We start from the raw sequence: 22561 nt of genomic DNA, 5'->3' as shown, positions 1-22561 counted from the left end.
GTGGATCTTCCGGTGGTGCGGGTTTATCCGCCGCTGGCCGGGTAGCTGACCCGGTATGCGAGTACCGACCCTGGTCAAGACCGCGGCAGCAGTCGCCGCGACCGCCGCCGCGGGCGCCGCCGCCACCTCCACCGGCACCTCGTCGCGCTGGTACCGCCGCCTGCGCAAGCCCGCCTGGCAGCCGCCGTCGGCCGCGTTCCCCCTGGTCTGGACCCCGCTGTACGGGTTGATCGCGGTGGCCGGCGCCCGCGCGCTGGACCGCTCCGAGGGGCCCGAGCGCGCCGCCTTCGCGCGCGGCTACGCGCTCAACCTGGCGCTCAACGCCGGCTGGAGCGCCCTGTTCTTCGGCGCCCGCAGGCCCGGAGCCGCGCTGGCCGAGATCGCCGCGCTCAACGTGTCCAACGTCGTGCTGCTGGGCCGCGCGGCGCGCACCGACCGTCCCGCCGGGGCGGCACTCGCCCCGTACGTCGCCTGGACCCTCTTCGCCACCGCCCTCAACGGCGCGATCGTCGGCCTCAACCGGGGGCGGTGACCGGATCAGGCCGGGTGGACGTCGGCGGACGCCGGGCGGGTCGCACGCCACGACGCCAGGAGCCGTAGCCGGTCGGCGTCCGGGCTGCCCGGCTCGGCGGTGAAGACGAGCATGACCGGGCCGGGACTGCCCGGCAGCGGATAGGTGTCCCAGTCCAGGACGATGTCCCCCAGTCCGGGCACCCGGAACGTCTTGGTGCCGCTCACCGAGGCGCGGACGTCGTACCGTGCCCAGAGCCGCCGGAACTCCGCGCTACGGATGCTCAGCTCGCCGACGACGGCCGTGGCGCGGGGATGGGTCGGGTCGTCGGCGACGGCGGCGCGCATCATGCCGATGTAGTCCAGCGCCTGCCGCTCCCAGTCCGGGCAGTTCCGTCCCCCGGTCAGCGCGTCGTCGAACATCAGCAGGAGCATGTTGAGCCGGCCGGGCGGGTGGTCCGCCGGGTCACCGAGCAGCGCCTGCGCCATCGGATTCCAGTCGAGCAGGTCGAGATGCCGGCCGAGGACGACCGCCGGGGTGTCCATCACCCGCAGCAGCCGCCGGGTGCTGTCCGGCACCCGCTCCGGGCCGCGCTCGACGCGCGCGGGCACCGGCCGCCGGGCGGCCCGGGCCAGCGTGAACAGGTGCCGGCGTTCGGTGTCGTCCAGACCGAGGGCGCCGGCGATCGCGTCCAGGACGTCGTCCGAGGGGCGTACCTCCCGGCCCTGCTCCATCCGCTGGTAGTAGTCGGTGCTCAGCCCGGCCAGCAGGGCCAGTTCCTCCCGCCGCAGGCCGGTCACCTTGCGTCGGCCGCCCGGCTCCAGGCCGACGTCGCGGGGGCGAAGTCGGCCGCGCCGGGCGCGGAGGAAGGCGCCCAGCTCGCGGGCGTACGGATGCGGGCTGCTCATGCCGCCAGTCTGCCGCGACGCCGGGCGCCCAGGGTAGGTCCGGCGGACCTAGGCAACCGCGAACGACCGAGACCGGCCGGATCGCTCCTAGCGTCATCGCCGGACGCGAACCCCGCACCCGAGGAGCAGCAGATGACCGGATGGACCGCCGACCGCATCCCCGACCAGCGCGGCCGGGTCGCCGTCGTGACCGGCGCGAACTCGGGCCTCGGCCTGGTCACCGCCACCGAGTTGGCCCGCCGCGGCGCCCACGTCGTGCTGGCCGTGCGGAACACCGCCGCCGGCCGGCAGGCCGCCCGCCACATCGGCGGCGACACCGAGGTACGCGAGCTGGACCTGGCAAGCCTCGATGCGGTACGCGCGTTCGCCGCGAAGCTGACCGCCGACCATCCGACGATCGACCTGCTGGTCAACAACGCCGGTGTGGTGCTGCTCGGCCCGCGCCGTACCTCCGCCGACGGCTTCGAGCTCCAGTTCGCCACCAACACGCTGGGCCCCTACGCGCTGACCGGCCTGCTGCTGGACGCCCTGGCCGGGGCGCGGGCGGCGCGGGTGGTGAGCCTCAGCTCCCTCACCCACCGCAACGCGCGCCTCGACTTCGGCGACCTGATGTCCGAGCGCGACTACCGGGCCTCTGCCGCGTACGGCCGCTCGAAGCTCGCCACCACCGTCTTCGGCGTCGAGCTGGACCGCCGCCTGCGCGCGGCCGGGTCGCCGGTCGTCAGCGCGCTGGCACATCCCGGTCTCACCCGCAGCAACCTCACGCCGCGTGCCTGGGCACACCGTGGCCGGCTGGGACGGGTGATCGGGCGGCTCGGCCTGCTCGCCACCCAGCCGGTCGAGCGGGGCGTCCTGCCGCAGTTGCGGGCCGCGACCGACCCGGAGGTACGCGGCGGCCAGTTCTTCGGCCCATCCCGGTTCTTCGAGACGTGGGGTCCGGTGACCGAGGCGCGGCTGAGCCGGCAGGCCGCCGACCCGGCCGTGGGTGAGCGCCTCTGGGCTGCGGCGGCGGAGCTGACGGGTATTCGTTACCTCTGAACCGCCGGCGCGCAACGGTGCTGCCGAGTGGGATTTTGCACTCCCAGTGCACTTGTCTGGAGTTTTGCGGCTGCCTAGCGTCAGGCCATGGCTGACTCGTGGACGTTCGCTGTGGCCCGTGACGACCTCGCTCGCACCACACTCGTCGACGGCGCCGTGCCCGGCCTCGCCGACGGCGAGGCGCTGCTGTGCGTGGACCGCGTCGGCCTGACCGCCAACAACGTCACCTACGCGGTGCTCGGCGAGGCGATGCGCTACTGGGAGTTCTTCCCGCCGCAGCCCCGTGGGCTCGACGGTGGGTGGGGGCTCCCGCCACTGTGGGGCTTCGCCGAGGTCGTCACGTCCACAGTGGCCGGTGTCGAGCCGGGGCAACGGGTCTACGGCTACCTGCCGCCCGCCGGCCACCTGGTGGTACGCCCGGACCGGGTGGACGCGTCCGGGTTCCGGGACGCCAGCCCGCACCGGGCCGGCCTGCCCTCGCCGTACAACTCCTACCGGTCGACCGACGGCGACCCCGCCTACCGGGCGGAGCAGGAGGATCTGCTGATCCTGTTCCGGCCGCTGTTCTTCACCTCGTTCATGCTCGCCGACCAGGTCGTCGACGAGGACGGCTACGGAGCAACGGCGCTGGTGCTGTCGTCCGCGTCCAGCAAGACGGCGTACGCCGCGGCGTTCGAGCTGCACGGCCGCGGCCCGCGCCTGATCGGGCTCACCTCGCCCGGCAACCTCGCCTTCACCCGGTCGCTGGGCTGCTACGACGAGGTCCTCTCCTACGACGACATCGGCGCGCTCGACGCCGTTCCGACCGTCTACCTCGACCTGTCCGGCTCACCCGCGACCCGCGCCGCCCTGCGGGCGCACCTCGGCGACCTGCTCGTCCGGGACATCGCCGTCGGCCTCACCCAGCAGACGCCGAACGCCGGCGCCGCCGGGGAGGTCTTCTTCGCGCCGGTACGCATCCGCAAGCGGAGCCAGGACTGGGGCCGGACCGGTCTCGACGAACGCTTCGCCGACGCCTGGCAGCGGTTCTCCCAGGTGGTGAGCGGATGGCTCGACGTACGGGTCGGCACCGGCCCGGACACGCTGCGGGACGCGTGGCTCGACGTCCTCGCGGGCCGGACGCCGCCCCGGGTGGGTCACGTCGTCCAGCTCTGAGAACGTCACCGGTTTCGACCGTGGCGCGCCCGTCCGGCCGATGCGCGCTAGGCTGTCGGTACGGGGTACCGACGGCTGATCGCCGACCCCTTGCTTCTCCCACGGTTTCCCAGCCGCGATGACTGAGTCGAGCGCTGCCGTGCAGATTTCCTTGGAGCACCACGTGCCCGACAACACTTTCGCCCTGAACCCCTTCCGCGTGGAAGGGCTCGGGGCCACCGACGACGAGCGCAGTCCGATCGCGGACGTCAGCGCCGAATCCATGACCCGTCTGCGGAGCCCGTTCACCGCGGCGAGCACCGCTCGCGAGTCGGCCGGCGCGCCCGTCCGGCGCTAGGCCCGTACCCGGGCGTGTCCGGTCAGCGGTTGACGTAGGCGGCCAGGCCGCCGAGTTCCTCGTTGGCGATGAACACCGAACGGACGTTGATGATCGCCTCCTCGACGTGGACCGGGCAGCCCCACGCCGCGTCGCCCCACGAGTCGGCGATCTTGATCTCGGCGGGTGCCGAGCAGCCGTCGCTGCCGCCGAGCTGACACCGCTCGGGGCGGGGAGAGGCGGCCTGCGCGGCGGCAGCGGTGCGCAGCCGGGCGGTGAGTTCCGCGGCTGCGGCGGCGCGCTGTTCGGCCTCGGCGCGTAGCTCCCGCTCCGCCCGCACCACCCGGGCCAGCTCGTCGTGGGCGGCTCGCGCGCGGGCGTCCGCTTCGGCCTTCGCCTGTTCGATGTGGTGGCGTTCGATGGCCAGGGCGGCGGTGCCGGTGAAGACCCGGGCGAGGGCCAGGTCGGCGTCCCGCGGGACGCGCGGGGTGCGGTGGTACATGGCGAATGTGCCGAGCAGGCTGCCGTCACGGGCCAGGATCGGCGTGGACCAGCAGGCGGCGAGGCCCGCCCGCTCGGCCAGATCCCGGAAGTCGGCCCAGAACGGGTCGGTGGCGATGTCGGTGACGACGACCGGTTCCCGCCGGTGCGCGGCGGTGCCGCACGAGCCGACACCTTCCCCGGTGGCGATCCCGTCGATGGCCTCGTTGTAGAAGTCGGGCAGGCTGGGCGCGGCGCCGTGGCGCAGGTGCCGGCCGTCCGCGTCGGCGAGCAGGACGGAGACGAGGACCTCCTGCGGTGCGAGGTTCTCGATGCAGCGGGCCATCCCGTCGAGCACCTCGGCCAGGGGCGCCTGCCGGGCGATCTGCTCCAGCATCGCGCGGTGTTCGGCCATCAGCCGTTGCGCCTGCTTGACCTGCGTGGTCTCCACCCCGATCACCCGGATGCCGGTCACCGTGCCGGCGGCGTCGCGGCGTGCCTCGTAGGTGAAGTCGAAGAACGACTCCCTCGCCTGCGATCCGGTGCCCAGCATGATCCGGGCGTCATGGCCGGTGTAGGGCTCGCCCGTGCGGTAGACCTCGTCCAGCAGGGCGATGAAGCCCTGGCCGTCCAGTTCCGGCATCAACTCGGCGAGCGGAACGCCGGTGCGTGCGCGTTCCTCGCCGATGGCGGCGAAGAACGCCGGGTTCGCCGCCTCCACCACGTGCGTCGGCCCGGCAAGCGCCGCGAAGACGGCGATGGACTGCCCGAACAGTGTCCGCAGATCCTCGTCGGCGGGCCGCCCGGCGGCCGGTGAATCCGCCGCGGCCGGACGCTGGCCTGGTAGCGCCGTCATGCCTGGTCTTCCTCCCGCGCCGGTTCGTCGGTCGACTGGCGGGCCTTCGCCCGGTGATCACCCCAGATTACGGGGCAGTGGCCGGCGTTCACATCTTGGCATCGACGCCCGCCTCCGTTACCGTCGTGGGAACGCTCCCATGAACTTAGATACGTCTATGTGATCAGGAGGAAACACGACGTGGCTATCCTCTCGTCCCGCCGCAGTTCAGCGGCCATCAGCGTGGCCGCCGTCGCGGGGCTCGCCGCGGCCGGCGTCGGTCTCGCCGTCGGCGGCGCGTCCGCCGGCACCGTGTCCGGATCGCTCTACCGCGACCCGTCCTCGGCGGTCGTCCGCTGGGTCGCCGCCAACCCCGGCGACTCGCGTGCCGCAGTCATCCGCGACAAGATCGCCAGTCAGCCGCAGGCCCGCTGGTACGCCAACTTCAACCCGTCGACCATCCAGTCCGAGGTCTCCGGCTTCGTCGGCGCCGCCAACGCGGCGCAGCAGATCCCGGTGCTGTCGGTGTACGAGATCACCAATCGGGACTGCGGCGGCGCCAGCGCCGGTGGCGCGCCGGACCTCAACCAGTACCAGACCTGGGTGTCCAACTTCGCCCGGGGACTCGGCAACCAGACCGTCCTGATCATCCTGGAGACCGACTCGCTGGCGCTCCAGACCTGCCTGAGCACCGGTGAGCTGAACGCCCGCAACCAGGCGCTCACGACGGCGACCCAGACCATCAAGTCGGCGAACCCGAACGCCAAGGTGTACCTCGACGGCGGCCACTCGACCTGGAACAGCGCCAACGACACGGCCAACCGGCTCCGGGCGGCCGGCGTGCAGTACGCCGACGGCTTCTTCACCAACGTGTCGAACTTCAACCCCACCTCAAGCGAGGCGAACTTCGGCCGCGCGGTCATCTCCGCGCTCAACGGCATGGGCATCTCCGGCAAGCGGCAGGTCATCGACACCAGCCGCAACGGGGGAGCCGCCGGGGACTGGTGCGCCGACGACAACACCGATCGGCGCATCGGGCAGTACCCGACGACGAACACCGGCGACGCCAACATCGACGCGTACCTCTGGGTGAAGCCGCCGGGTGAGGCGGACGGCTGCCGCTACACGGCCGGTTCGTTCCAGCCGGACCTGGCCTTCAGCCTGGCCAACGGCGCGCCGAACCCGCCCACCACCGCGCCGCCGACGACCAACCCGCCGACGACCGCGCCGCCGACCACCGCGCCGCCGACGACTGCCCCGCCCACCACGGCGCCCCCGACCACGCCGCCGCCGAGCGGTAACGGCTGCTCCGCGGCGGTCGCGATCAACCAGTGGAACGGCGGCTTCACCGCGAGCGTGAACGTCACCGCGGGCTCCGCGGCCATCAACGGCTGGACCGTGACCGTCGCGCTGCCGGGCGGCGCCGCGATCACCGGCACCTGGAACGCCCAGGCCAGCGGCACCAGCGGCACCGTCCGGTTCACGAACGTGGGCTACAACGGGCAGGTCGGCGCCGGCCAGACGACCAACTTCGGCTTCCAGGGCACCGGCACCGGCCAGGGCGCGACCGCGACCTGCGCCGCCTGACCGGACCCGACGCCAGGGCCCGGCGCGGAGGATCGCTCTCCGCGCCGGGTCCTGTCACTTCCCCGCTGATGTCCGCGACGGAGTGACGAACCGCCGCGCACGCCTCAGGTTGAGCGCCAGCTCCTCGCGGTTCTGGTGCGCGTGGCGGATCCACGCGGGCTGGCCGGGGCCGGTACGCCAGGACTCGCTCAGCGGACTGTTGTCCACGGTGTCGAAGCCGAACCGGTCGTAGAGCCGCGTCACGAGTTCGACCGCCTCCGGGTGGTCGCTGGAGACGGACAGCGCCAGCCGGTCCGGTGCGCCGGCGGGCCGGGCCGAGGTGAGCAGCCGCGGCGCCTGGATGTGGGTGAACGCCTTGGCGACCTTCGACGTGGGGAGCTGTTCCTGGCGCAGCTCGTGGACCGTCTTCTCACCCGAGTCGAGCACCGGGATGTTCCCGTCGCGCCAGACCATGTAGTTGTTCGTGTCCAGCACGACCTTGCCGGCCAGCTCCTCGACCGGCATGTCGTTCACGACCTTGAGCGGCACGGCGACGATCGCGAAGTCGCCCGCTGCCGCCGCCTCCGCGGCGTACGCCGCCCGCGCCGACGGCCCGAGTTCGGCCACGAGGTCCGTCAGCGTGTGCGGCCCCCGGGAGTTGGCGATCACGACCGCGTATCCGGCGGCTACCGCCGCGCGGGCGAGCTGGCTGCCCACCTCACCCGCGCCGATGATGCCGATGGTGGTCATCGTCGGTGTCCGTCAGCGGGCGGCGGTGAGCTGCCGGAGCATCTCGGCCGAGTCGTGCAGGGCGGTCATCTGCACGAACCGACCGTCGCTGACCTTGTAGATGGCGTACTCGACGATCTCGAACGAGGCGCCGGAGGGCGGTACGCCCAGCCACTCCTTCACCGGCGTGCCGTAGTTGATCGCCCGGACGGCGATCCGGTCGCGGTCGAACAGCAGCTCCTCGACCTTCCAGCGGAGGTCCGGAACGGCGTCCACGTCATGCTTCTGCACCGCGATGACGTCGTCCCGGGTGCCCGGCTCGCCGTTCAGCATCACCGTGTCGTTGATGAACTCGTCCATGCCGTCGAACTCGTGGGCGTTGAGCGCGGCGACGTAGCGCAGGTACCAGTTGCGGAGATCGTTCTGAGTCATGTCACTTTCCCTCTGATGTGCGGGTCATGTGCGGACCCCGGCCGGGGTCGCGGTCGGGGCGGACGGCTACCAGCTCAGGAGCCCGGAGTCGTCCTGGAGGGTTCCGGTCGGGCCGTCGGGGGGCAGCGTCGCCAGGCGTACGACGGTCCGGGCGCTCTCCGCCGGGGTCCTGCCGCCGCCGATCGCGGCGGTCAGGTCGGTGGCGGTGTAGCCCGGCTCGACCGCGTTGAACCTGATCCCCGGCTGGGACTTGGCGTACTGGACGGTGATCATCGTGGCGGCGGACTTCGACGCCGAGTAGAGCGGCGACGTCAGGTGGTACTCCGGCCGGTCGGGGTTGTTGACCGCCCAGAAGGAGCCGGCGCTGCTCGACACCGTGACCACCGTCGGATTGGACGACCGGCGCAGCAGGGGCAGCGCCGCCTCGGTGACCCGGACGATGCCGACCGCGTTGGTGTCGAAGACGCGCAGGGCGGTCGGGCCGTCGACGACGCCGTTCTCGGCGATGCCCGCGTTGTGGACGAGGACGTCCAGCCGCCCCTCGTCGGCGTCGATGGTCGCCAGCGCCCTGGCCACCGAGGCGTCGTCGGTCACGTCGAGCGGCACGAAGCGTGCCCCCAGCGCCGAGGCGGCCTCCTCGCCTCGCCTGGGGTCGCGCGCTCCGACGTAGACGACGTGCCCCAGATCGAGAAGCTCTCTGGCGGTCACGAAACCGATGCCCTTGTTCGCGCCGGTGATCAACGTGATGGTCATGCTCTTCCCTCATGCCGCAGTTTTTGTACTGATCGGTTCGTGATCACCGTAGCAGCTTTCTGTACCGATCGGTTCGTGGCTTGGGTCACTTCTGTACCGAGCGGTATAGTCGAGGCATGGGCACTGAGACTCCGACCCCGGGACGGCCGCGCGCCTTCGACGAGCAGACGGTCCTCGACCGCGCCGCCGAGGTCTTCTGGCAGCAGGGCTACGAGGGCGCGTCGCTGAGCTCACTCACCAGGGCGATGGGCATCAACCGCCCGAGCCTGTACGCCGCGTTCGGCAGCAAGGAAGAGCTGTTCAAGCGGGCCTTCGACCGCTACCACGAGACCAACCTCGCGAACGCCCGCGCTGCCCTCGACCAGCCGACGGCGTACGCCGCGATCGAAGCCTTCCTGCGCGCCAGCGCCGACAACCTGACCGCGGGCGGCCACCCCGCCGGCTGCCTCTCCATCCAGGGCGGCCTGGCCTGCTCCCCGGAGAACGCCCGGATCTCCGAGATCCTCGCCGCCGGCCGGGCGGCCACCGAGGCCGCGCTCGAAGAGCGGCTGGCCCGCGCGGCGAAGGAGGGGGACCTCCCCGACGGCCTGGACAGCCGGGCGCTCGCGCGTTTCGTGATGGCGCTCAGCGAGGGTCACGCCGTCCACGCCGCGGCCGGCGCGAGCCGCGAGGACCTCCAAGCCTCCGTCGACGTCGCCATGCGGGCCGTGGCAGCACTCCACCCCGGTTCCGGAGAGTAACCCGCTGAGTTCACTCAGCTACTTCTCAGGTGGCTTTGGTAGCTTCCCCGCTCGACGGCTTCCATTATGGACTCCGTTGATCTCGTTGCGGCACAAGGGTTTCACGTGAATTCCTCACGATCCTGGTGTCGCGCGTCGGCGGTCGTCGAGGGAGAGGTTCGTGGTGTTCAAGAAGATGCTGGGCGCGTTCGGGGTGGGCGGCCCGAGCGTCGATACGGTCCTGTCCAATCCGAGCACCCGCCCGGGGCTCGTGCTGAGCGGGCAGGTGAACCTGACCGGCGGCAGCCATGACGTGGAGATCGACCACATCACCGTCGGGCTGGTCACCCGCGTCGAGATCGACGGCGCGGAGGAGGAGTACGACGCCCTCGTCGAGTTCCACCGCGTCCAGGTGGCGGGTGGTCTGCACCTGCGTGAGGGTCAGCAGTTGTCGCTGCCGTTCCAGGTGGCGATGCCGTGGGAGACCCCGGTGACCGACCTGTACGGGCAGCACCTGCACGGCATGACGATGGGCCTGCGCACCGAGGTGGCGATCCGCGGCGCGATCGACAAGGGCGACCTGGATCCGGTGTACGTGCACCCGCTGCCGGTGCAGGAGCGCATCCTCGAGGCGTTCGGCCGGCTCGGCTTCGGGTTCAAGGGCGCCGACCTGGAACGCGGGCACATCTCCGGGCTGCACCAGAATCTGCCGTTCTACCAGGAGGTCGAGTTCTACGCCGCCCCGCAGTACGCCCACGACGTCAACGAGGTCGAGCTGACCTTCGTGGCGAACGAGCACGGCGTCGACGTGGTGCTGGAGTTCGACAAGCGCGGCGGCCTCTTCACCGGCGGCCACGACTCGTACGGCCGCTACCACGCCGCGCACGCCGACGCCGACCGCGTGGACTGGGCCGCGCAGGTCGACACCTGGGTCCGCCAGGCCCTCGACGGCTACCAGAGCCTGCACGTCGGCCACGGCTACGCCCCGCCCGCCCAGGGCTACGGCGCGCCCGGCTACCCGCCCCCGCCGCCCGGCTACGGGCACGCCCCGTACGGCCACCCCGGCGGTCACCACAAGGAGCACCACCACCAGGAGCACCACGGCGGTCCCGGCATGGGTGCCGTCGCCGCGGGCGTGGTGGGCGGCGCCGCCCTGGGCTTCGCCGGCGGCATGGTCGCCGACGAGGCCTTCGACTCCTTCGGCGACGACGAGGGCGGCGACGAGGAGGCGTGAGCCAGCTTCCATCCATAGTGGACTTGGCCGCACGCTCCATGATCTAATTCGGCCGTTTTGTCCGTAGACGATCGGTTTCCACCGATCGCGCGTTCGACATCACCACCGTCGGCGACCTGGGCCGTAATCCGTACTTCCGGACCGCCAACGCCCTGGTCGCCCTGACCGGCGCCAAGTAGCACCACCGCCGGCGAGCCCTACAACACACCCGATCCGGCCGGCTACCGCACCAGTGGACCGACCTGCTGTGCGGTGAACCGGACGAAGCCCTCGAGGTCGGGTTCGTCAGCGGTGGGCTGCAGGATCACGGCGTCGGCTCCGGCGTCCCGGTAACGGTTCACGACAGCGGCAACGGCGGCTGCGTCGCCGGCCGCTGTGGCGTCCCAGCCGTCCGACTCGTCCCAGGACTCCAGCTCGCGTGCCATGCGTGCCTCGGCGTCGGGGCCGGTCGCCGCATGGACGTACACGGTGACGGCCTTGGCCGTCGACCTGACGGCGGCCACCTCCTGCGGAGGCGTGCCGGCGGTCAGCAGGATCCCGTCGGCGACCTCGCAGGCGAGAGCACGCGTCTTCGGCCCGGTCGCGCCGGCGTAGATCCGGGCCGTGCCCAGCGGCGGGTAGTCCAGCTTGACCTTGTCGAGCTTGACGTAGCGACCCGACGTCGTGACCGTCTCGCCGGCCAGCAGCGCCTTCAACGCCTCGACGTGCTCGCGCAGCAGCGTCAGCGGCGAACCCACCCGCGCGCCGACCTGCTCCATCCAGTCCTGGACGCCGTGGCCCACGGTGAGCAGCACCCGGTCGGGGAAGAGCCGGTGCAGCGTGGCGGCCTCCATGGCGAGTGCCGCGACGTTGCGGAACGGCACCGGCATCAGCCCGACGCCCACCGCCAGCCGGTCGGTCCAGGCCAGGGCCGCGGCGGCGGTGGCGATGCCGCTTTCGAGGAAACAGTCCTCCCAGAGCCACAACTGGTCGAGGCCGGCTTCGTCGGCGGCGCGTGCGACCGAGCGGAGGCGTTCGGGTGGATTCTGGGGCCGGAACACCACACCGAGAGTCGTCATGACAGCCAAGCCTAGCCGCGGAGTGGCCCACCACCGATGCTCTGCCCGGGAGGGCGACCCGCTCAGCGTGGCCCGCCCGGCCCGACCAGGCCGGTTTCGTAGGCGACGATGACCAGTTGAGCCCGGTCACGTACCGCCAGCTTGGTCAGCAGCCGCCCGACGTGCGTCTTCACGGTGGCCAGGCTGAGACCGAGGTGCCCGGCCAACTCCGCGTTGGACAGACCCCGGCCGATCAGCGTGAGCACTTCCCGTTCCCGCTCGGTCACCCCGTCCAGCCGTCGCGGCAGCGGCCGGGCCGGCTCGGGCCGACGTGCGAACTCGTCGATCAGCCGGCGGGTCACGGTCGGCGCGAGCAGTCCTTCGCCCGCGGCCACCACCCGGATGCCGGCCAGCAGGTCCGCCGGCGGGGTGTCCTTGAGCAGGAACCCGCTGGCTCCGGCGCGCAGCGCCCCGTAGACGTACTCGTCCAGGTCGAACGTGGTCAGGATGACGACCCGGGTGCCGGCGGTGGCGGAGTCGCCGCAGATCCGCCGGGTCGCCTCGATGCCGTCCATCTCCGGCATCCGCACGTCCATCAGCACCACGTCCGGCCGGTGCTCGGCGGTCAGCGCCACAGCCTCCACGCCGGTGCCCGCCTCACCGACAGTGGTGAAGTCCGGGGTCGAATCGACCAGCAGCCGGAAGCTGCCACGCAGCAGCGCCTGGTCGTCGGCGATCAGCACCCGGATCACGCGGCCCCCCGGTAGGGCAGAGTGGCCGTCACGGCGTAGCCGCCGCCGGAGCGCGGCCCGGCGTGGAACTCGCCCCCGTGCAACGTCACCCGTTCCCGCATGCCGATCAGCCCGTGCCCCGTCCCGTTGCTCAGGACCGGCCGGCGGCCGTCGTCGGTCACTTCGACCCTGACCTCGCAAGGCGTGACGGTCACCGTCGCCCGGCACGCGGCCGGCCCCGCGTGTTTCACCACGTTGGTCACCGCCTCCTGCACGATCCGGTAGACCGTCAGTCCCACCGACTCCGGCACCGCGCCGGACGGTTCCTCCCGCCGTACGTCGAGCCGCACGTCGACCCCGCCGATCGCCGCCTGCCGGGCGAGCGCGGGCAGTTCGTCGAGCCCGGGCGCCGGGGCGTACGGGGCGTCCTCGCGCAGTGCGCCGAGCACCCGGCGTACGTCGGTCAGCGCGTTGCGGCCGGTCTCCTCGATCACCCGCAGCGCCGCCCCCGCCTCGCGGGGGTCGGTCTCGGCGACGTGGTTGGCGACAGCCGCCTTCACCACGATGAGGCTCAGGGTGTGGGCGACCACGTCGTGCAGCTCCCGCGTCACCCGCAACCGCTCCTCGGCGGCGGCTTGACGGACCAGGTGCTCGCCCTGCCGGGCGGCGAGGGCGCGTCGCTCGCGGACCAGCCAGCCGATCGCCCAGGCGGGCGCGATCATGACGGCGCCGTAGACGACGGCACCCGTCCGCGACCACAGGTCACCCCCGGTCAGCGCCAGCGCGACGCTCACCAGAGCGAGACAACCGGCGGCACTGGGCAGCGACCGGCGGGTGGTCGTCGACACGGCCACCGTGTAGAAGGACAGACCGACGGCGAGTCCCGGCGCGGCGGCGGCGTAGTTGGGGATCACGCCGGTGATCAGGGCGACTGTGGCGACGGAGCTGATCACGGCGGCGACGGTGATCGGCCACCGGCGCCGGACGGCCAGCGGCAGCCCGAGGGCGAACCCGACCAGCACCGACACCCAGAGCGGCTCGCGTACGCCACCGTGCAGCGGCGACTCCAGCGCCGCATACGGGCCGAGCAGCCCGCCGACCGCCACGGCGAGCGCGGCGTCCACGATGTACAGCTCCACCGGCCGCAGTCGCCGGGTCAGCAGGGGAGCGGTCACCTGCACGACGGTATCGGCTGGCCGGGCCGGACGCGTCCACCCGCGGGTCGTCATCCCGGAGGACGACGTACCGGCGATCGCGGGCCTTCGCCTCCGACCGGGGAAGGGCCGGAAAGTGTCCACGCCGGCACGACGCGCGGCACCCACCACGCCGGGCACCGTGGCGGTCATGACCACACACACGGTGACCCTGACGGGGCTGCGCGCGGTGTACGGCACCGGAACCCGGCGGGTGACGGCGCTCGACGGCGTGACGACCGGCTTCGCGAGCGGCACGTTCACTGCGGTGATGGGCCCTTCGGGCTCGGGCAAGTCCACCCTGCTGCACTGCGCGGCGGGACTGGACCGCCCGACCGAGGGGACCGTCACGATCGACGGCACCCGCCTCGACGGCCTGGGTGAGGACGAACTGACCCGGCTGCGTCGGGATCGGATCGGGTTCGTGTTCCAGGCGTTCAACCTGGTGTCCACGCTGACCGCGGCGCAGAACGTCGAGTTGCCGCTGCGGCTGGCCGGCCGCCGCCCGCCGGCCCGGGACGTCGCCGCCGCGCTCGACGCGGTGGGGTTGGCCGACCGGGCCGGGCACCGGCCGAGTGAGCTGTCCGGTGGCGAGCAGCAGCGTGTCGCCGTCGCCCGAGCGTTGATCACCCGCCCGGCGGTGGTCTTCGCCGACGAGCCGACCGGCGCGCTGGACAGCGCGGCCTCCCGGCAGGTGCTCCGACTGCTGCGCGCACTCGTCGACGACCACGGGCAGACCGTCGTGATGGTGACCCACGATCCCGCCGCCGCCGCGTACGCCGATCGGGTCCTGCTGCTCGCCGACGGCCGCGTCGTCGACGAGTTCGACGGCGGGATCACCGCGGCGGTGGTCGCCGCCCGGATCGCCGAGCGTGCGGCCGTCCCGTCCCCGCACGCGGCGACGCCTGCGGGGCCGTCGTGCTGAGCATCCGGCGGTCGCTGAGCGCGTTCGTGGCCGTGGCCGTCGGGGTCACGCTGGTAGCGGCGGCCACGCTGCTTCTCGCCTCCGGGCGCCCCCAGGTGCCGGATCGGCTCGCGCGGGCGGCGGTCGTGGTGCAGAGCCCCGAAGCGGGCGCTTCGGCCGACTCGTTCGTGCCGACGCGGCCCTGGTCCGCGACCACGACGGCGGAGCTCGTCCGCCGCCTGGCCGCCCTGCCCGGGGTCGCGGCGGCCGTGCCGGACCGGACCTTCTACGCGCAGCCGCTCGTCGACGGCCGCCCCGCGGGCACCGACGGCCGGCGGGAGGACGCCCACCAGGGACACGGCTGGTCCAGCGCCCGGCTCGGTGGGCTGCGCCTCACCGACGGCGAGCCGCCCCGCAGGCCCGGCGAGGTGGTCGTGGACCGTGCACTCGGGCTGCGCCCCGGCGTGCCGGTGACCCTGCTGACGGCGGCCGGCCCGCAGCCGTACACCGTCACCGGTCTGGTCGACGGGCCCGGCGTCCATGTCGCCGACGACGTGGCCGCCACGCTCGCGCCCGGCGTCCGGGCCATCGGGCTGCTGCTCGCGACGGGCGCCGACCTCGAGCGGGTCGCCACGGCGGCTCGCGGAATCGTCGGCGCGGACGGATCGGTTCTGACCGGCGACGCGCGTGGCGCGCTGGAGCCTCGCAACGACGCCCGCACCCGCTGGATCGGCATGCAGGTGCTCACCGCCACGGCGGCCCTCGCCGGCTTCGTCACGGTGTTCGTCGTGGCCTCCACCTTCGCGTTCACCGTCGCGCAGCGCCGCCGTGAGCTGGGCCTGCTGCGCGCCGTCGGCGCCACCGGCCGCCAGGTCCGCCGCATGGTGTACGGCGAGGCGCTCGTCGTCGGCACCGCGGGCGGGATCGCCGGCCTCCTGGTGGGCGGAGGGCTCGCGCCGCTGCTGGGCCGGCTTCTCGTCGACGCCGGATTCGAACCGTCGACCTTCCGGGTCGGGTACGAACACTGGCCGGTCGCGCTCTCGCTCGTCGCCGGCCCGGTGATCTCGCTGCTGGCCGTCTGGTCGGCCTCGCGCCGGGCGGCACGGATCCGACCGTTGGAGGCGTTACGCGAAGCGGCGGTCGAGCAGCGACCGATCGGACGGCTGCGCATCGCCACCGGTGCACTGCTCGTCGCGGTGGGGGTCGCGCTCAGCGTCGGGACGGCGACCGCCGACGAGGCCCGCGTCGCGGCGCAGTACGCCCTGTGCGCGGTGATGGCGCTGGTGGCCGGTGCCACAGTGCTGGCCCCTGCTGCCGTCGGCCCGCTGGTGCGGATGCTGCGGTGGCCGGTGCGTCGACCGGGTGGCGCGATCGGGATGCTGGTCCGGGCCGGAGCGTCGACCGCGACCCGGCGGACGGCTTCGATCGCCGCCCCGGTGCTGCTCACTGTGGCGTTCGCGGTGCTGGTCGCCGGAATGGTGCGCACCACCACGGCTGCCTACGCGGCGGGCCGGGCCGACAACGTCAACGCCGGCTGGATCGTCGTGCCCGACCGCGCACCGGGCCTGTCGGACCAGGCCGTCGCGGCGACAGGGGGCACGGCCCTCCTCCCGACGACGGTCTTCGAGAACTACCCGGAGTCGTCGCCGGAGAACCGGCCACTGACCGCGCTCGGCGTGGACCCGGCGGGCTTCGCCGCCGCGAACCGGGCGCTCACCGTCGTCGCCGGCTCACTGGACGACCTGAGCGGCGACGACACGGTGGTCCTTCCCGCCTCGGCGAACCGGCGGCCGACCGAGCCGTACGCGCTGGTCTTCGCCGACGGGGAGGTGGTGTCCCTGCGCGTCGTCGCGGTCGTCACCGACGACTCGATCCCCGGCGACCTGCTCCTGCCCCGATCCGTGGTGCGGGCGCACGACCCCTCGGCGCTCACCTCCGCGGTGTACGTCCAGGACCGGATCGACCCCCCGCTCGGCGGGCGGATCGTCGACGTGGCCGGGTGGGCGGCCGAGGCGGACCGCGCCGAGGATCGCCTCGTCTGGCTCTTCACGCTGCTACTGATCGGTGTCTCGGCCGGCTACGGGGCTGTCGCGGTGGCGAACACGTTGCTGATGGCCGCCGCCGGCCGGGTGGCCGACCTGCGGCTGATCCGGTTGGCCGGTGCCACCCGAAGGCAGGTCGTCTGGCTGGTCACGGCCGAGTCCGCCCTGGTGGTGCTGATCGGCGCACTGCTCGGCGGGGCTGTCGCCTTCGTCGGTCTGCTGAGCATCCGCGCCGGCCTCGCCGAGCAGGCCGGTGTACCGGTCGACCTGGTGGTGCCGTGGTCGGTGGTCGGCGGGGTGGTGGGGCTCTGCCTGCTCCTGGCGGTGCTGGCGAGCGCACTGCCGACCTGGCGGTCACTGAGCCGTTCTGCCGCGCGGTCTGTCGGGTTGGGGTGAACCCGCACCACCGTCTCCCAGGACCGAGGTTCGTGTGCTCCGGGTTGGTCCTGGGCTGGGACAACGCTGGTTCGGGGACGTGGGTGAACGTCGGCCGCTCCCTGCCACCTCGGGTGAACCCCCAGGTCGCTAGACTGGGCGCTCGCGCCCTCGTAGCTCAGGGGATAGAGCATCGGTTTCCTAAGACGACGGTCTGCCGGTGTCCACAGGCCGACGACCTGCTTTCTCCTGCTGTCCCTCGTGGCGTGCCGGTCGCTTCGCGGGCTCGCTGCGATCGCTTGCCGAAGACCAGCTGGACGTTCTGGGCCCTGCGTGTGCAGGCTTACGCTGCCGGGAGTCGGGACCGAGTCACCCTTCCTCGCCGTCGAGCAGGTCGCGGCGCCACTCCGCGAATCGGCTACGGAGATCGTCCAGCGCTGGGCCGGTGATGCCGTACTGGGTGAAGTCGTCGGAGTCGAGCTGGGCGGCTTGTCCGAGGGCGTCGGCGAAGATGCGCGGGTCGAAGCCGCGGTCGGCGCGCTGCGCGAGGGTGAGGAGGGCTTCGCGGGTGTAGCGGCCTGACCGCAGGGTGGCGTCGATGTCGATGAAGTCCCGGGCGAACGCTCGCCCGTAGAGGGCGCTCATCTTGTTCGCTACCGCGTCGTCAGGGTGGAGGACGGGTCCGATCGCCATGAGGATTGGTTCGTTGGCGCGCCAGTCCACGCCGAGTTCGACCTTGGAAACCCGGGTGCCGTCGGTGACGGCCAGCCGGGCGAACGTGTCGTATTGCCGCTCGGTCTCGACGGTGAGGCCGTCGTTCCGGTAGGCGTGCACGACGGCGGTGACCGCGGCGGTGAACTCGTCGCGGCGGTCCCAAGCGGTGAACAGGTCGACGTCCTCACTGGGCCGCTCCAGCAGCCCGGCCGCCTGCACCGCGTAACCGCCGGCCAGTGCGAAGCCGTATCGATTGGCAGCCGCGAGCCCGGTACGGGCGAGGCGTTCGTGGAACGGGTCCACCGCTATGCCGCGTTGCTGCGGGTCGCGGCGAGTTCGGGGAAGGCGTCCTCCCAGCGCTGGCGAAGCTGGGGCGGCAGCCAGAGGGTGGGCCAGAGCTGCCGGAGGAGGTCGGCGTCGAGCCAGGTGTTCAGATCCTCGACGGTACTGGCTTCGGTGAGGACCACCTTGTACATGCTGGCCAGGCGTGCGGGCCGGTTGAGGTCGTACTCGGCGTGCCCGGACCAGTCGAGATGACGCGGAAGCGTCACCGTGCCCGCGGTCGGGCCATGCAGATCGGCGAGAGTCGCGGCTACCACGTAGGGCTTCCGGTCGCCGTAGGGCCGGTAGTCCGCCGGCGGCTGGGGTGACGTCCTGCGTCGGCTGAGATTGGTCGCCCGCCGGACTTCCGGTCGTAGCGCCTGGCGGATCGTCTCCCGGCTGTACCCGGTGACCCGTTGCAGATCCACCGGCCGCCAGCCGGCGGCGTGGAACGCCCGCAGCTGCTCGTCCCGCTCGGTCAGCGCGGCGGCCCGCGTCGCCTCATACCGGGAGACGACCGCCTGCAGCTCATCCTCGGAGAACCGGCCCATGGCCCGTAAGCCTACCAGGCTAGGCCCAGCGCGCTTGGCTTACGTCGTAGCTCTGTAGCCGGCGGACCAGTCATGATGATCGCGATTGATGCGCTCATGTTCTGGTGAAGCCGAGGGCCCGGTATCCGGGCATGCGGCGTGGGAGTGAGGCGGCGAGGATTGGTGTGGCCGGGTCGTGGTAGTCGTGGACCTCGGCGAGGTCCTTGCCGGGCGCGGCGCGGATAACGCGGCCGGCGCATTGGACGAGTAGGCCGTCGTAGGAGATCGGGCCGGCGAGGAAGAGGGTGTCGAGGGCGGGGGCGTCGAAGCCTTCACCGATGAACGGTGTGGTGCCGACGACAAGGAGGCCGTCGCCGGCCTTGGCGCCGTCGAGCCGGTCAACGATGGCCCGCCGTTCGCGGGTGCTCATCGCGCCTTGGAGCACAAGCGCCTGATGTCCGCGTGCGGCGAGTAGGGCGGTGAGTGCCTCGACCTGGGCGACCCGGCGGGTCAGCACGAGACAGTTGCGACCGCGGGTCAGGGCCGCGGCGACATCGTCGGCGATCTGGGTGTTGCGGGGCTCGTCGAGGGCCAGCCTTCGGTGCACCTCGGCGAGCGCGCCGGGCGCGTCCAGGTCGACGTCGCCGGGTTGGAATGTGGTCTCGTGGATGAACAGCGCTCGACGGGGTCCGGCGTCGGTGTGCATCGCGGCCGCGAGGGTGCCTTGTTCCTCGTCGGTCAGGGTGTGGCGGACGGGTCCGAGTTGCCAGGTGACGAGTTGGCCGAGGCCGTCGCGTCGGGTGGGGGTGGCGGTGAGGCCGAGCCAGAACTGCGCAGCGACTCGTTTGACCGAGTGCTCGTAGGCTGCGGCGCCGAGGTGGTGGCATTCGTCGACGATGACGTGCCCGTACCCCTGGGTCAGGGTGGCGACGTCGTCGCGCCGGGCGAGGGAGGGCAGCAGCGCGATGTCCACGGTGCCGGTGAGCTTGCGTCGGCCGCCACCGAGTTGACCGGGCTTGATGCTGAGGAACTGCTCGACGCGGGTGCGCCACTGGTCGGCTAGGGCTTTGCGGTCGACGAGAACCAGGGTGGAGGTGCTGCGTTCGGCGATCACGGCGCAGGCCATGACGGTCTTGCCGGAGCCGGGTGGAGCGACCAGGATCCCGTCGTCGTGGGCGAGCAGAGCGCCGACCGCGTTGGCTTGCCTGCTGGTGAGTTCGGCGGTGAACGCGGCGTCGATCTCGGTCCCGGAGTTTCGTACGTCCGTGACGGCCAGCCGTGACCCGGCGCGCTCGACGATCGTGGCGATGGTGTGCCGCAGGCCCCTGGGGAGGACCAGGCGGTCATCGAGGGTGAGGTCGTAGCCCTGGATGAAGCGTGGGGTGTCCCAGGTGGACTTACGTAGCCGCTGCAGCTCGTAGAACTTCGGGTTGGTCATGGCGGCGGCGTGCTTGAACGTCGCCAGCGCGGCGGGCGTGAGCTGCCTGGCGTCGATGCTCAGCCCGGCACCGGCCTCCGCGTGGACCACCGCAGGGAGCGGAGGGTGGACCTGGGTCGCGGTGGACCGGCTCATCGTCGCGACGTCCGCGCCGGTGAGGGCGTGCTTGGCCTGCCGGGCGACGTGTTCGGCGTCGCCAGGGCTGAGCCGATCCAGCGTCGACAGGAACGCCCACTGGTCGGCGTACGGCTCGAGGGTGCCGAGGTCGAGGAAGGTGGTCAGTCCGTCCTTGCGGCGGCGACCCTGAAGCGGCGCGGCGATGAGGTTGCCGAAGCCACCCTCGGGCAGCACGTCCTGGTTGGGGAACAGCCGGTCGTACGAGCGGAGGTCCATCGACCCGCGCAGCACCATCGCCTCACGGAGAAGGACGGTGCCGAGGGACCGCGCGGTGGCCGCGGGAACAGCGCCGGTGAAGAAGACCCACACGTGGGCGCCGCGGCCCGACTGGGAGATCTCCAACGCGGCGGGCACCGCGCTGGCCCGTGCCGCCTTCACGTACGCGAGGGCGTCGAGCATCGCCGTCGGCCCGTCGAAGTCGGCCACGACGAAGTGGCAGGTGTTGCCGGGCATCAGCGGGTACAGGCCCATGAACACGTCGCCGACCAGATGCGCCGCGACGACCTCCGTCGTGCGGGGCAGGTAGGTGGCACCCCGCCGGTCCATACCCTTACGCCAACCGCCCGCGACCGCGGGCATCCACCCGGCAGCGCCGGTACGGGCGTTGTCCCACCGCACGGCGTACACGTCGGCCCGGGCCCGGAACCGGTCGGCGAACAGCGCCAGCTTGTCCCGAGTCGGCGAAGCCATGGTGACCAGCCCTGGCGGCTCAACCGGAGCGGACAACTGCTCCGGCGCCGCAGTCGTGTCCTGGCCGCGCAGCTCCAGCAGACGCGCCAGCCGGGCGTTCTCCGCCCGTAACCGCTCCACCTCCCGCCGAAGATCGACGGACTCGGCCACCGAACCCATGCCGACCATCCTCGCGTATCAGGCTCCGAACACCTCGACACCGGTCCGCTATCCTCCGCCGATGGCATCGAAGGGGACCGCCGCGTTGGAGGCGATGATCGAGGAAGCCACCGTCGACACGGACGGTCACGAGGACGAGCGTGCCGGCCTGTTCGCCATGATCGAGGAGCATCTGGCGGTGCCGTTCACCACCACCGTCCTCGGCGTCGAGGTCACCATAGGCAAGATCGAGCTGGCCGCGGACAGCATCGTCGCGGTCTGCGCCCGAGGCCGCCACCGGCAACGTGTCGGTCTTCTCGACCTTCCGCTACTCACCCCTATGCCGGACGGTGCCGCGTGGATCGATGCCTACCGGCACTGGGCCGGGAGGTAGGCCACGGTGAGCGAGTACCAGTACTACGAGTTCACCGCCGTCGACCGTCCCCTCACCGGCCGGGAGCGGGCCGAGTTGCGGTCGCTGTCGACACGGGCCGACATCACTGCCACCAGCTTCGTCAACACCTACGAGTGGGGCGACTTCAAGGGCGACCCTCGCAAGCTGATGGAACGGTACTTCGACGCGCACCTGTACCTGGCGAACTGGGGCACCCGCCAGCTCATGCTCCGGCTACCGAAACAAGTGCTCGACCCCGCCACCGTCGCCCGGTACTGCCAGGGCGACAGCGCATCCGCGTGGACTGCCGGCAAGCATGTCATCATCGACCTCCACGACGAGGACGAGGACGGCGCGGACGAGTGGGACCTCGACGGCCACGGCCTGCTCACCTCGATCATCCCGGTCCGGGCCAGCCTCGCCGCCGGCGACCTGCGCCTGCTCTACCTCGCCTGGCTGCGCTGCGTACAGTCCGAGGAGATCACCGACGACGAGCCCGAACCGCCCGTCCCCGCCGGGCTGGACACCCTCGACGCGCCCCTCACCGCCGTCGCCGAGTTCCTGCGCATCGACCCCGACCTGATCGCGGCCGCAGCGGCCGGATCGCCGCCGGACGCCTGCGGTGAACCGACCGCCGCGCAACTACGCACCTGGGTCGTCGGGCTGCCCGCCCAGGACAAGGACGCCATCCTGGCCGAGCTGATCACCGGCGGCGACAGCCATCTACGAAACCGACTACTGCGCAGCTACGGCGACGCGCATCCCATCGACGCGTCCACCCCGACGGCCACCCGTACTGCCGGTCAACTGCTCGCCACCGCCGCGGAGCTGCGCGCCGTGCGGGAACGACGGGACGCCGAGCAGCGGGAACGCGACCGGATCCGCCGCGAACGGTCCGCAGCAGCCGCCCGGCAACGGCACCTCGACACCCTCGCAGTCGACCAACCCGCCGCCTGGCAGCGAGTCGACGAACTCATCGCCACGAAGAAGGCCCGCGAGTACGACACCGCTGTTCAACTCCTCGTCGACCTGCGCGACCTCGGCGAACGCGACGAGGACAGTTCGTCGTTCCAGCACCGGCTGGCCGAGCTGCGGGTGGCGCACGCCCGCAAGCCCAGCCTGCTCGAACGCCTCAACCTCGCAGGCCTCGACACCTGACGCCTGGTCCGCCGCCCGGTGGACTGGCCACCATCGCCTTCAC

General features: G+C 72.2%; 22 protein-coding genes. 11 read left to right on the top strand and 11 right to left on the bottom strand.

All coding sequences use genetic code 11. From position 1 onward, the window contains the following. Positions 1-55: 55 nt before the first annotated feature. Positions 56-532, top strand: coding sequence for a TspO/MBR family protein (locus ACN27C_RS05250; protein ID WP_151010867.1), 477 nt, complete (start codon positions 56-58; stop codon positions 530-532). Between the two features lie 5 nt (positions 533-537). Here the strand turns inward: ACN27C_RS05250 and ACN27C_RS05245 are convergent, their stop codons facing one another. Continuing rightward, complete coding sequence (locus ACN27C_RS05245; RefSeq protein ID WP_327652696.1) at positions 538-1419, bottom strand: helix-turn-helix transcriptional regulator; 882 nt, start codon at positions 1417-1419, stop codon at positions 538-540. Positions 1420-1551: 132 nt separating this feature from the next. Here ACN27C_RS05245 and ACN27C_RS05240 point away from each other — a divergent pair, with 132 nt between their 5' ends. The 3 genes from ACN27C_RS05240 to ACN27C_RS05230 all read left to right on the top strand — a co-directional run bounded on the left by ACN27C_RS05240 (position 1552) and on the right by ACN27C_RS05230 (position 3949). Further along, positions 1552-2457 (top strand): oxidoreductase, encoded by a 906-nt coding sequence (locus ACN27C_RS05240; protein ID WP_422750596.1) that lies wholly within the window; start codon positions 1552-1554, stop codon positions 2455-2457. Positions 2458-2544: 87 nt separating this feature from the next. Then, on the top strand, positions 2545-3612 hold the full coding sequence (locus ACN27C_RS05235; protein ID WP_422750595.1) for a DUF2855 family protein: 1068 nt from the start codon (positions 2545-2547) through the stop codon (positions 3610-3612). Between the two features lie 118 nt (positions 3613-3730). Beyond that, the gene (locus tag ACN27C_RS05230; protein WP_358171219.1) at positions 3731-3949 is read left to right on the top strand and encodes a hypothetical protein; all 219 of its coding nucleotides are present in this window, start codon (positions 3731-3733) and stop codon (positions 3947-3949) included. A gap of 22 nt (positions 3950-3971) precedes the next feature. On the opposite strand, the gene ACN27C_RS05225 is transcribed toward ACN27C_RS05230, so the two are convergent. Continuing rightward, positions 3972-5264 carry a GAF domain-containing protein gene (locus ACN27C_RS05225; RefSeq protein WP_422750594.1) on the bottom strand — a complete coding sequence of 431 codons (1293 nt, stop codon included), beginning with the start codon at positions 5262-5264 and terminating at the stop codon, positions 3972-3974. Positions 5265-5444: 180 nt separating this feature from the next. On the opposite strand from ACN27C_RS05225, the gene ACN27C_RS05220 reads away from it, so the two are divergent. Continuing rightward, positions 5445-6830 carry a glycoside hydrolase family 6 protein gene (locus ACN27C_RS05220; RefSeq protein ID WP_422750593.1) on the top strand — a complete coding sequence of 462 codons (1386 nt, stop codon included), beginning with the start codon at positions 5445-5447 and terminating at the stop codon, positions 6828-6830. Between the two features lie 54 nt (positions 6831-6884). On the opposite strand, the gene ACN27C_RS05215 is transcribed toward ACN27C_RS05220, so the two are convergent. The 3 genes from ACN27C_RS05215 to ACN27C_RS05205 form a co-directional block, all read right to left on the bottom strand. Beyond that, on the bottom strand, positions 6885-7559 hold the full coding sequence (locus ACN27C_RS05215) for an NADPH-dependent F420 reductase (RefSeq protein ID WP_422750592.1): 675 nt from the start codon (positions 7557-7559) through the stop codon (positions 6885-6887). 12 nt (positions 7560-7571) lie between these two features. After that, positions 7572-7970 carry an ester cyclase gene (locus tag ACN27C_RS05210; RefSeq protein WP_120571914.1) on the bottom strand — a complete coding sequence of 133 codons (399 nt, stop codon included), beginning with the start codon at positions 7968-7970 and terminating at the stop codon, positions 7572-7574. A gap of 66 nt (positions 7971-8036) precedes the next feature. Continuing rightward, the gene (locus ACN27C_RS05205; protein ID WP_422750591.1) at positions 8037-8723 is read right to left on the bottom strand and encodes an SDR family NAD(P)-dependent oxidoreductase; all 687 of its coding nucleotides are present in this window, start codon (positions 8721-8723) and stop codon (positions 8037-8039) included. 116 nt (positions 8724-8839) lie between these two features. Here ACN27C_RS05205 and ACN27C_RS05200 point away from each other — a divergent pair, with 116 nt between their 5' ends. After that, entirely contained in the window at positions 8840-9463 is a 624-nt protein-coding gene (locus ACN27C_RS05200; RefSeq protein ID WP_358171224.1) for a TetR/AcrR family transcriptional regulator, read from the top strand. A 160-nt stretch (positions 9464-9623) separates the two neighbouring features. Next, the gene (locus ACN27C_RS05195; protein ID WP_422750590.1) at positions 9624-10676 is read left to right on the top strand and encodes a sporulation protein; all 1053 of its coding nucleotides are present in this window, start codon (positions 9624-9626) and stop codon (positions 10674-10676) included. Between the two features lie 221 nt (positions 10677-10897). On the opposite strand, the gene ACN27C_RS05190 is transcribed toward ACN27C_RS05195, so the two are convergent. From ACN27C_RS05190 to ACN27C_RS05180, 3 genes are all read right to left on the bottom strand, one after another. Then, positions 10898-11734, bottom strand: coding sequence for an LLM class flavin-dependent oxidoreductase (locus ACN27C_RS05190; RefSeq protein ID WP_422750589.1), 837 nt, complete (start codon positions 11732-11734; stop codon positions 10898-10900). A gap of 62 nt (positions 11735-11796) precedes the next feature. Next, complete coding sequence (locus ACN27C_RS05185) at positions 11797-12465, bottom strand: response regulator (protein WP_422750588.1); 669 nt, start codon at positions 12463-12465, stop codon at positions 11797-11799. Beyond that, on the bottom strand, positions 12462-13619 hold the full coding sequence (locus ACN27C_RS05180; protein ID WP_422750587.1) for a sensor histidine kinase: 1158 nt from the start codon (positions 13617-13619) through the stop codon (positions 12462-12464). The genes ACN27C_RS05185 and ACN27C_RS05180 overlap by 4 nt, the downstream gene beginning before the upstream one ends. Positions 13620-13788: 169 nt before the next feature. On the opposite strand from ACN27C_RS05180, the gene ACN27C_RS05175 reads away from it, so the two are divergent. Then, positions 13789-14562: an ABC transporter ATP-binding protein gene (locus ACN27C_RS05175; protein ID WP_422750586.1), complete on the top strand. Its 774-nt coding sequence runs from the start codon at positions 13789-13791 to the stop codon at positions 14560-14562. Next, entirely contained in the window at positions 14556-16979 is a 2424-nt protein-coding gene (locus ACN27C_RS05170) for an FtsX-like permease family protein (RefSeq protein ID WP_422750585.1), read from the top strand. The genes ACN27C_RS05175 and ACN27C_RS05170 overlap by 7 nt, the downstream gene beginning before the upstream one ends. Positions 16980-17327: 348 nt before the next feature. Here ACN27C_RS05170 and ACN27C_RS05165 read toward each other — a convergent pair whose 3' ends face one another. The 3 genes from ACN27C_RS05165 to ACN27C_RS05155 form a co-directional block, all read right to left on the bottom strand. After that, positions 17328-17975, bottom strand: a complete 648-nt coding sequence (locus tag ACN27C_RS05165; protein WP_047891456.1) for a nucleotidyl transferase AbiEii/AbiGii toxin family protein — start codon at positions 17973-17975, stop codon at positions 17328-17330. 2 nt (positions 17976-17977) lie between these two features. Next, complete coding sequence (locus ACN27C_RS05160) at positions 17978-18544, bottom strand: hypothetical protein (protein WP_091044878.1); 567 nt, start codon at positions 18542-18544, stop codon at positions 17978-17980. Positions 18545-18638: 94 nt separating this feature from the next. Then, a complete protein-coding gene (locus ACN27C_RS05155) occupies positions 18639-20987 on the bottom strand; it encodes a DEAD/DEAH box helicase (RefSeq protein ID WP_128136117.1) in 2349 nt (782 codons plus the stop codon). 61 nt (positions 20988-21048) lie between these two features. Between ACN27C_RS05155 and ACN27C_RS05150 the strand changes: the two genes are divergently transcribed. Together ACN27C_RS05150 and ACN27C_RS05145 are read left to right on the top strand one after the other, a co-directional pair. Then, positions 21049-21360, top strand: a complete 312-nt coding sequence (locus tag ACN27C_RS05150; RefSeq protein WP_334459781.1) for a hypothetical protein — start codon at positions 21049-21051, stop codon at positions 21358-21360. 6 nt (positions 21361-21366) lie between these two features. Beyond that, positions 21367-22518: a hypothetical protein gene (locus ACN27C_RS05145; protein ID WP_128136119.1), complete on the top strand. Its 1152-nt coding sequence runs from the start codon at positions 21367-21369 to the stop codon at positions 22516-22518. Positions 22519-22561: the final 43 nt, after the last annotated feature.

It is taken from the genome of Micromonospora sp. WMMD1219 (assembly GCF_049315215.1).
Lineage (GTDB): Bacteria > Actinomycetota > Actinomycetes > Mycobacteriales > Micromonosporaceae > Micromonospora > Micromonospora tulbaghiae.
This window is presented reverse-complemented; position numbering and strand designations above follow the sequence as displayed.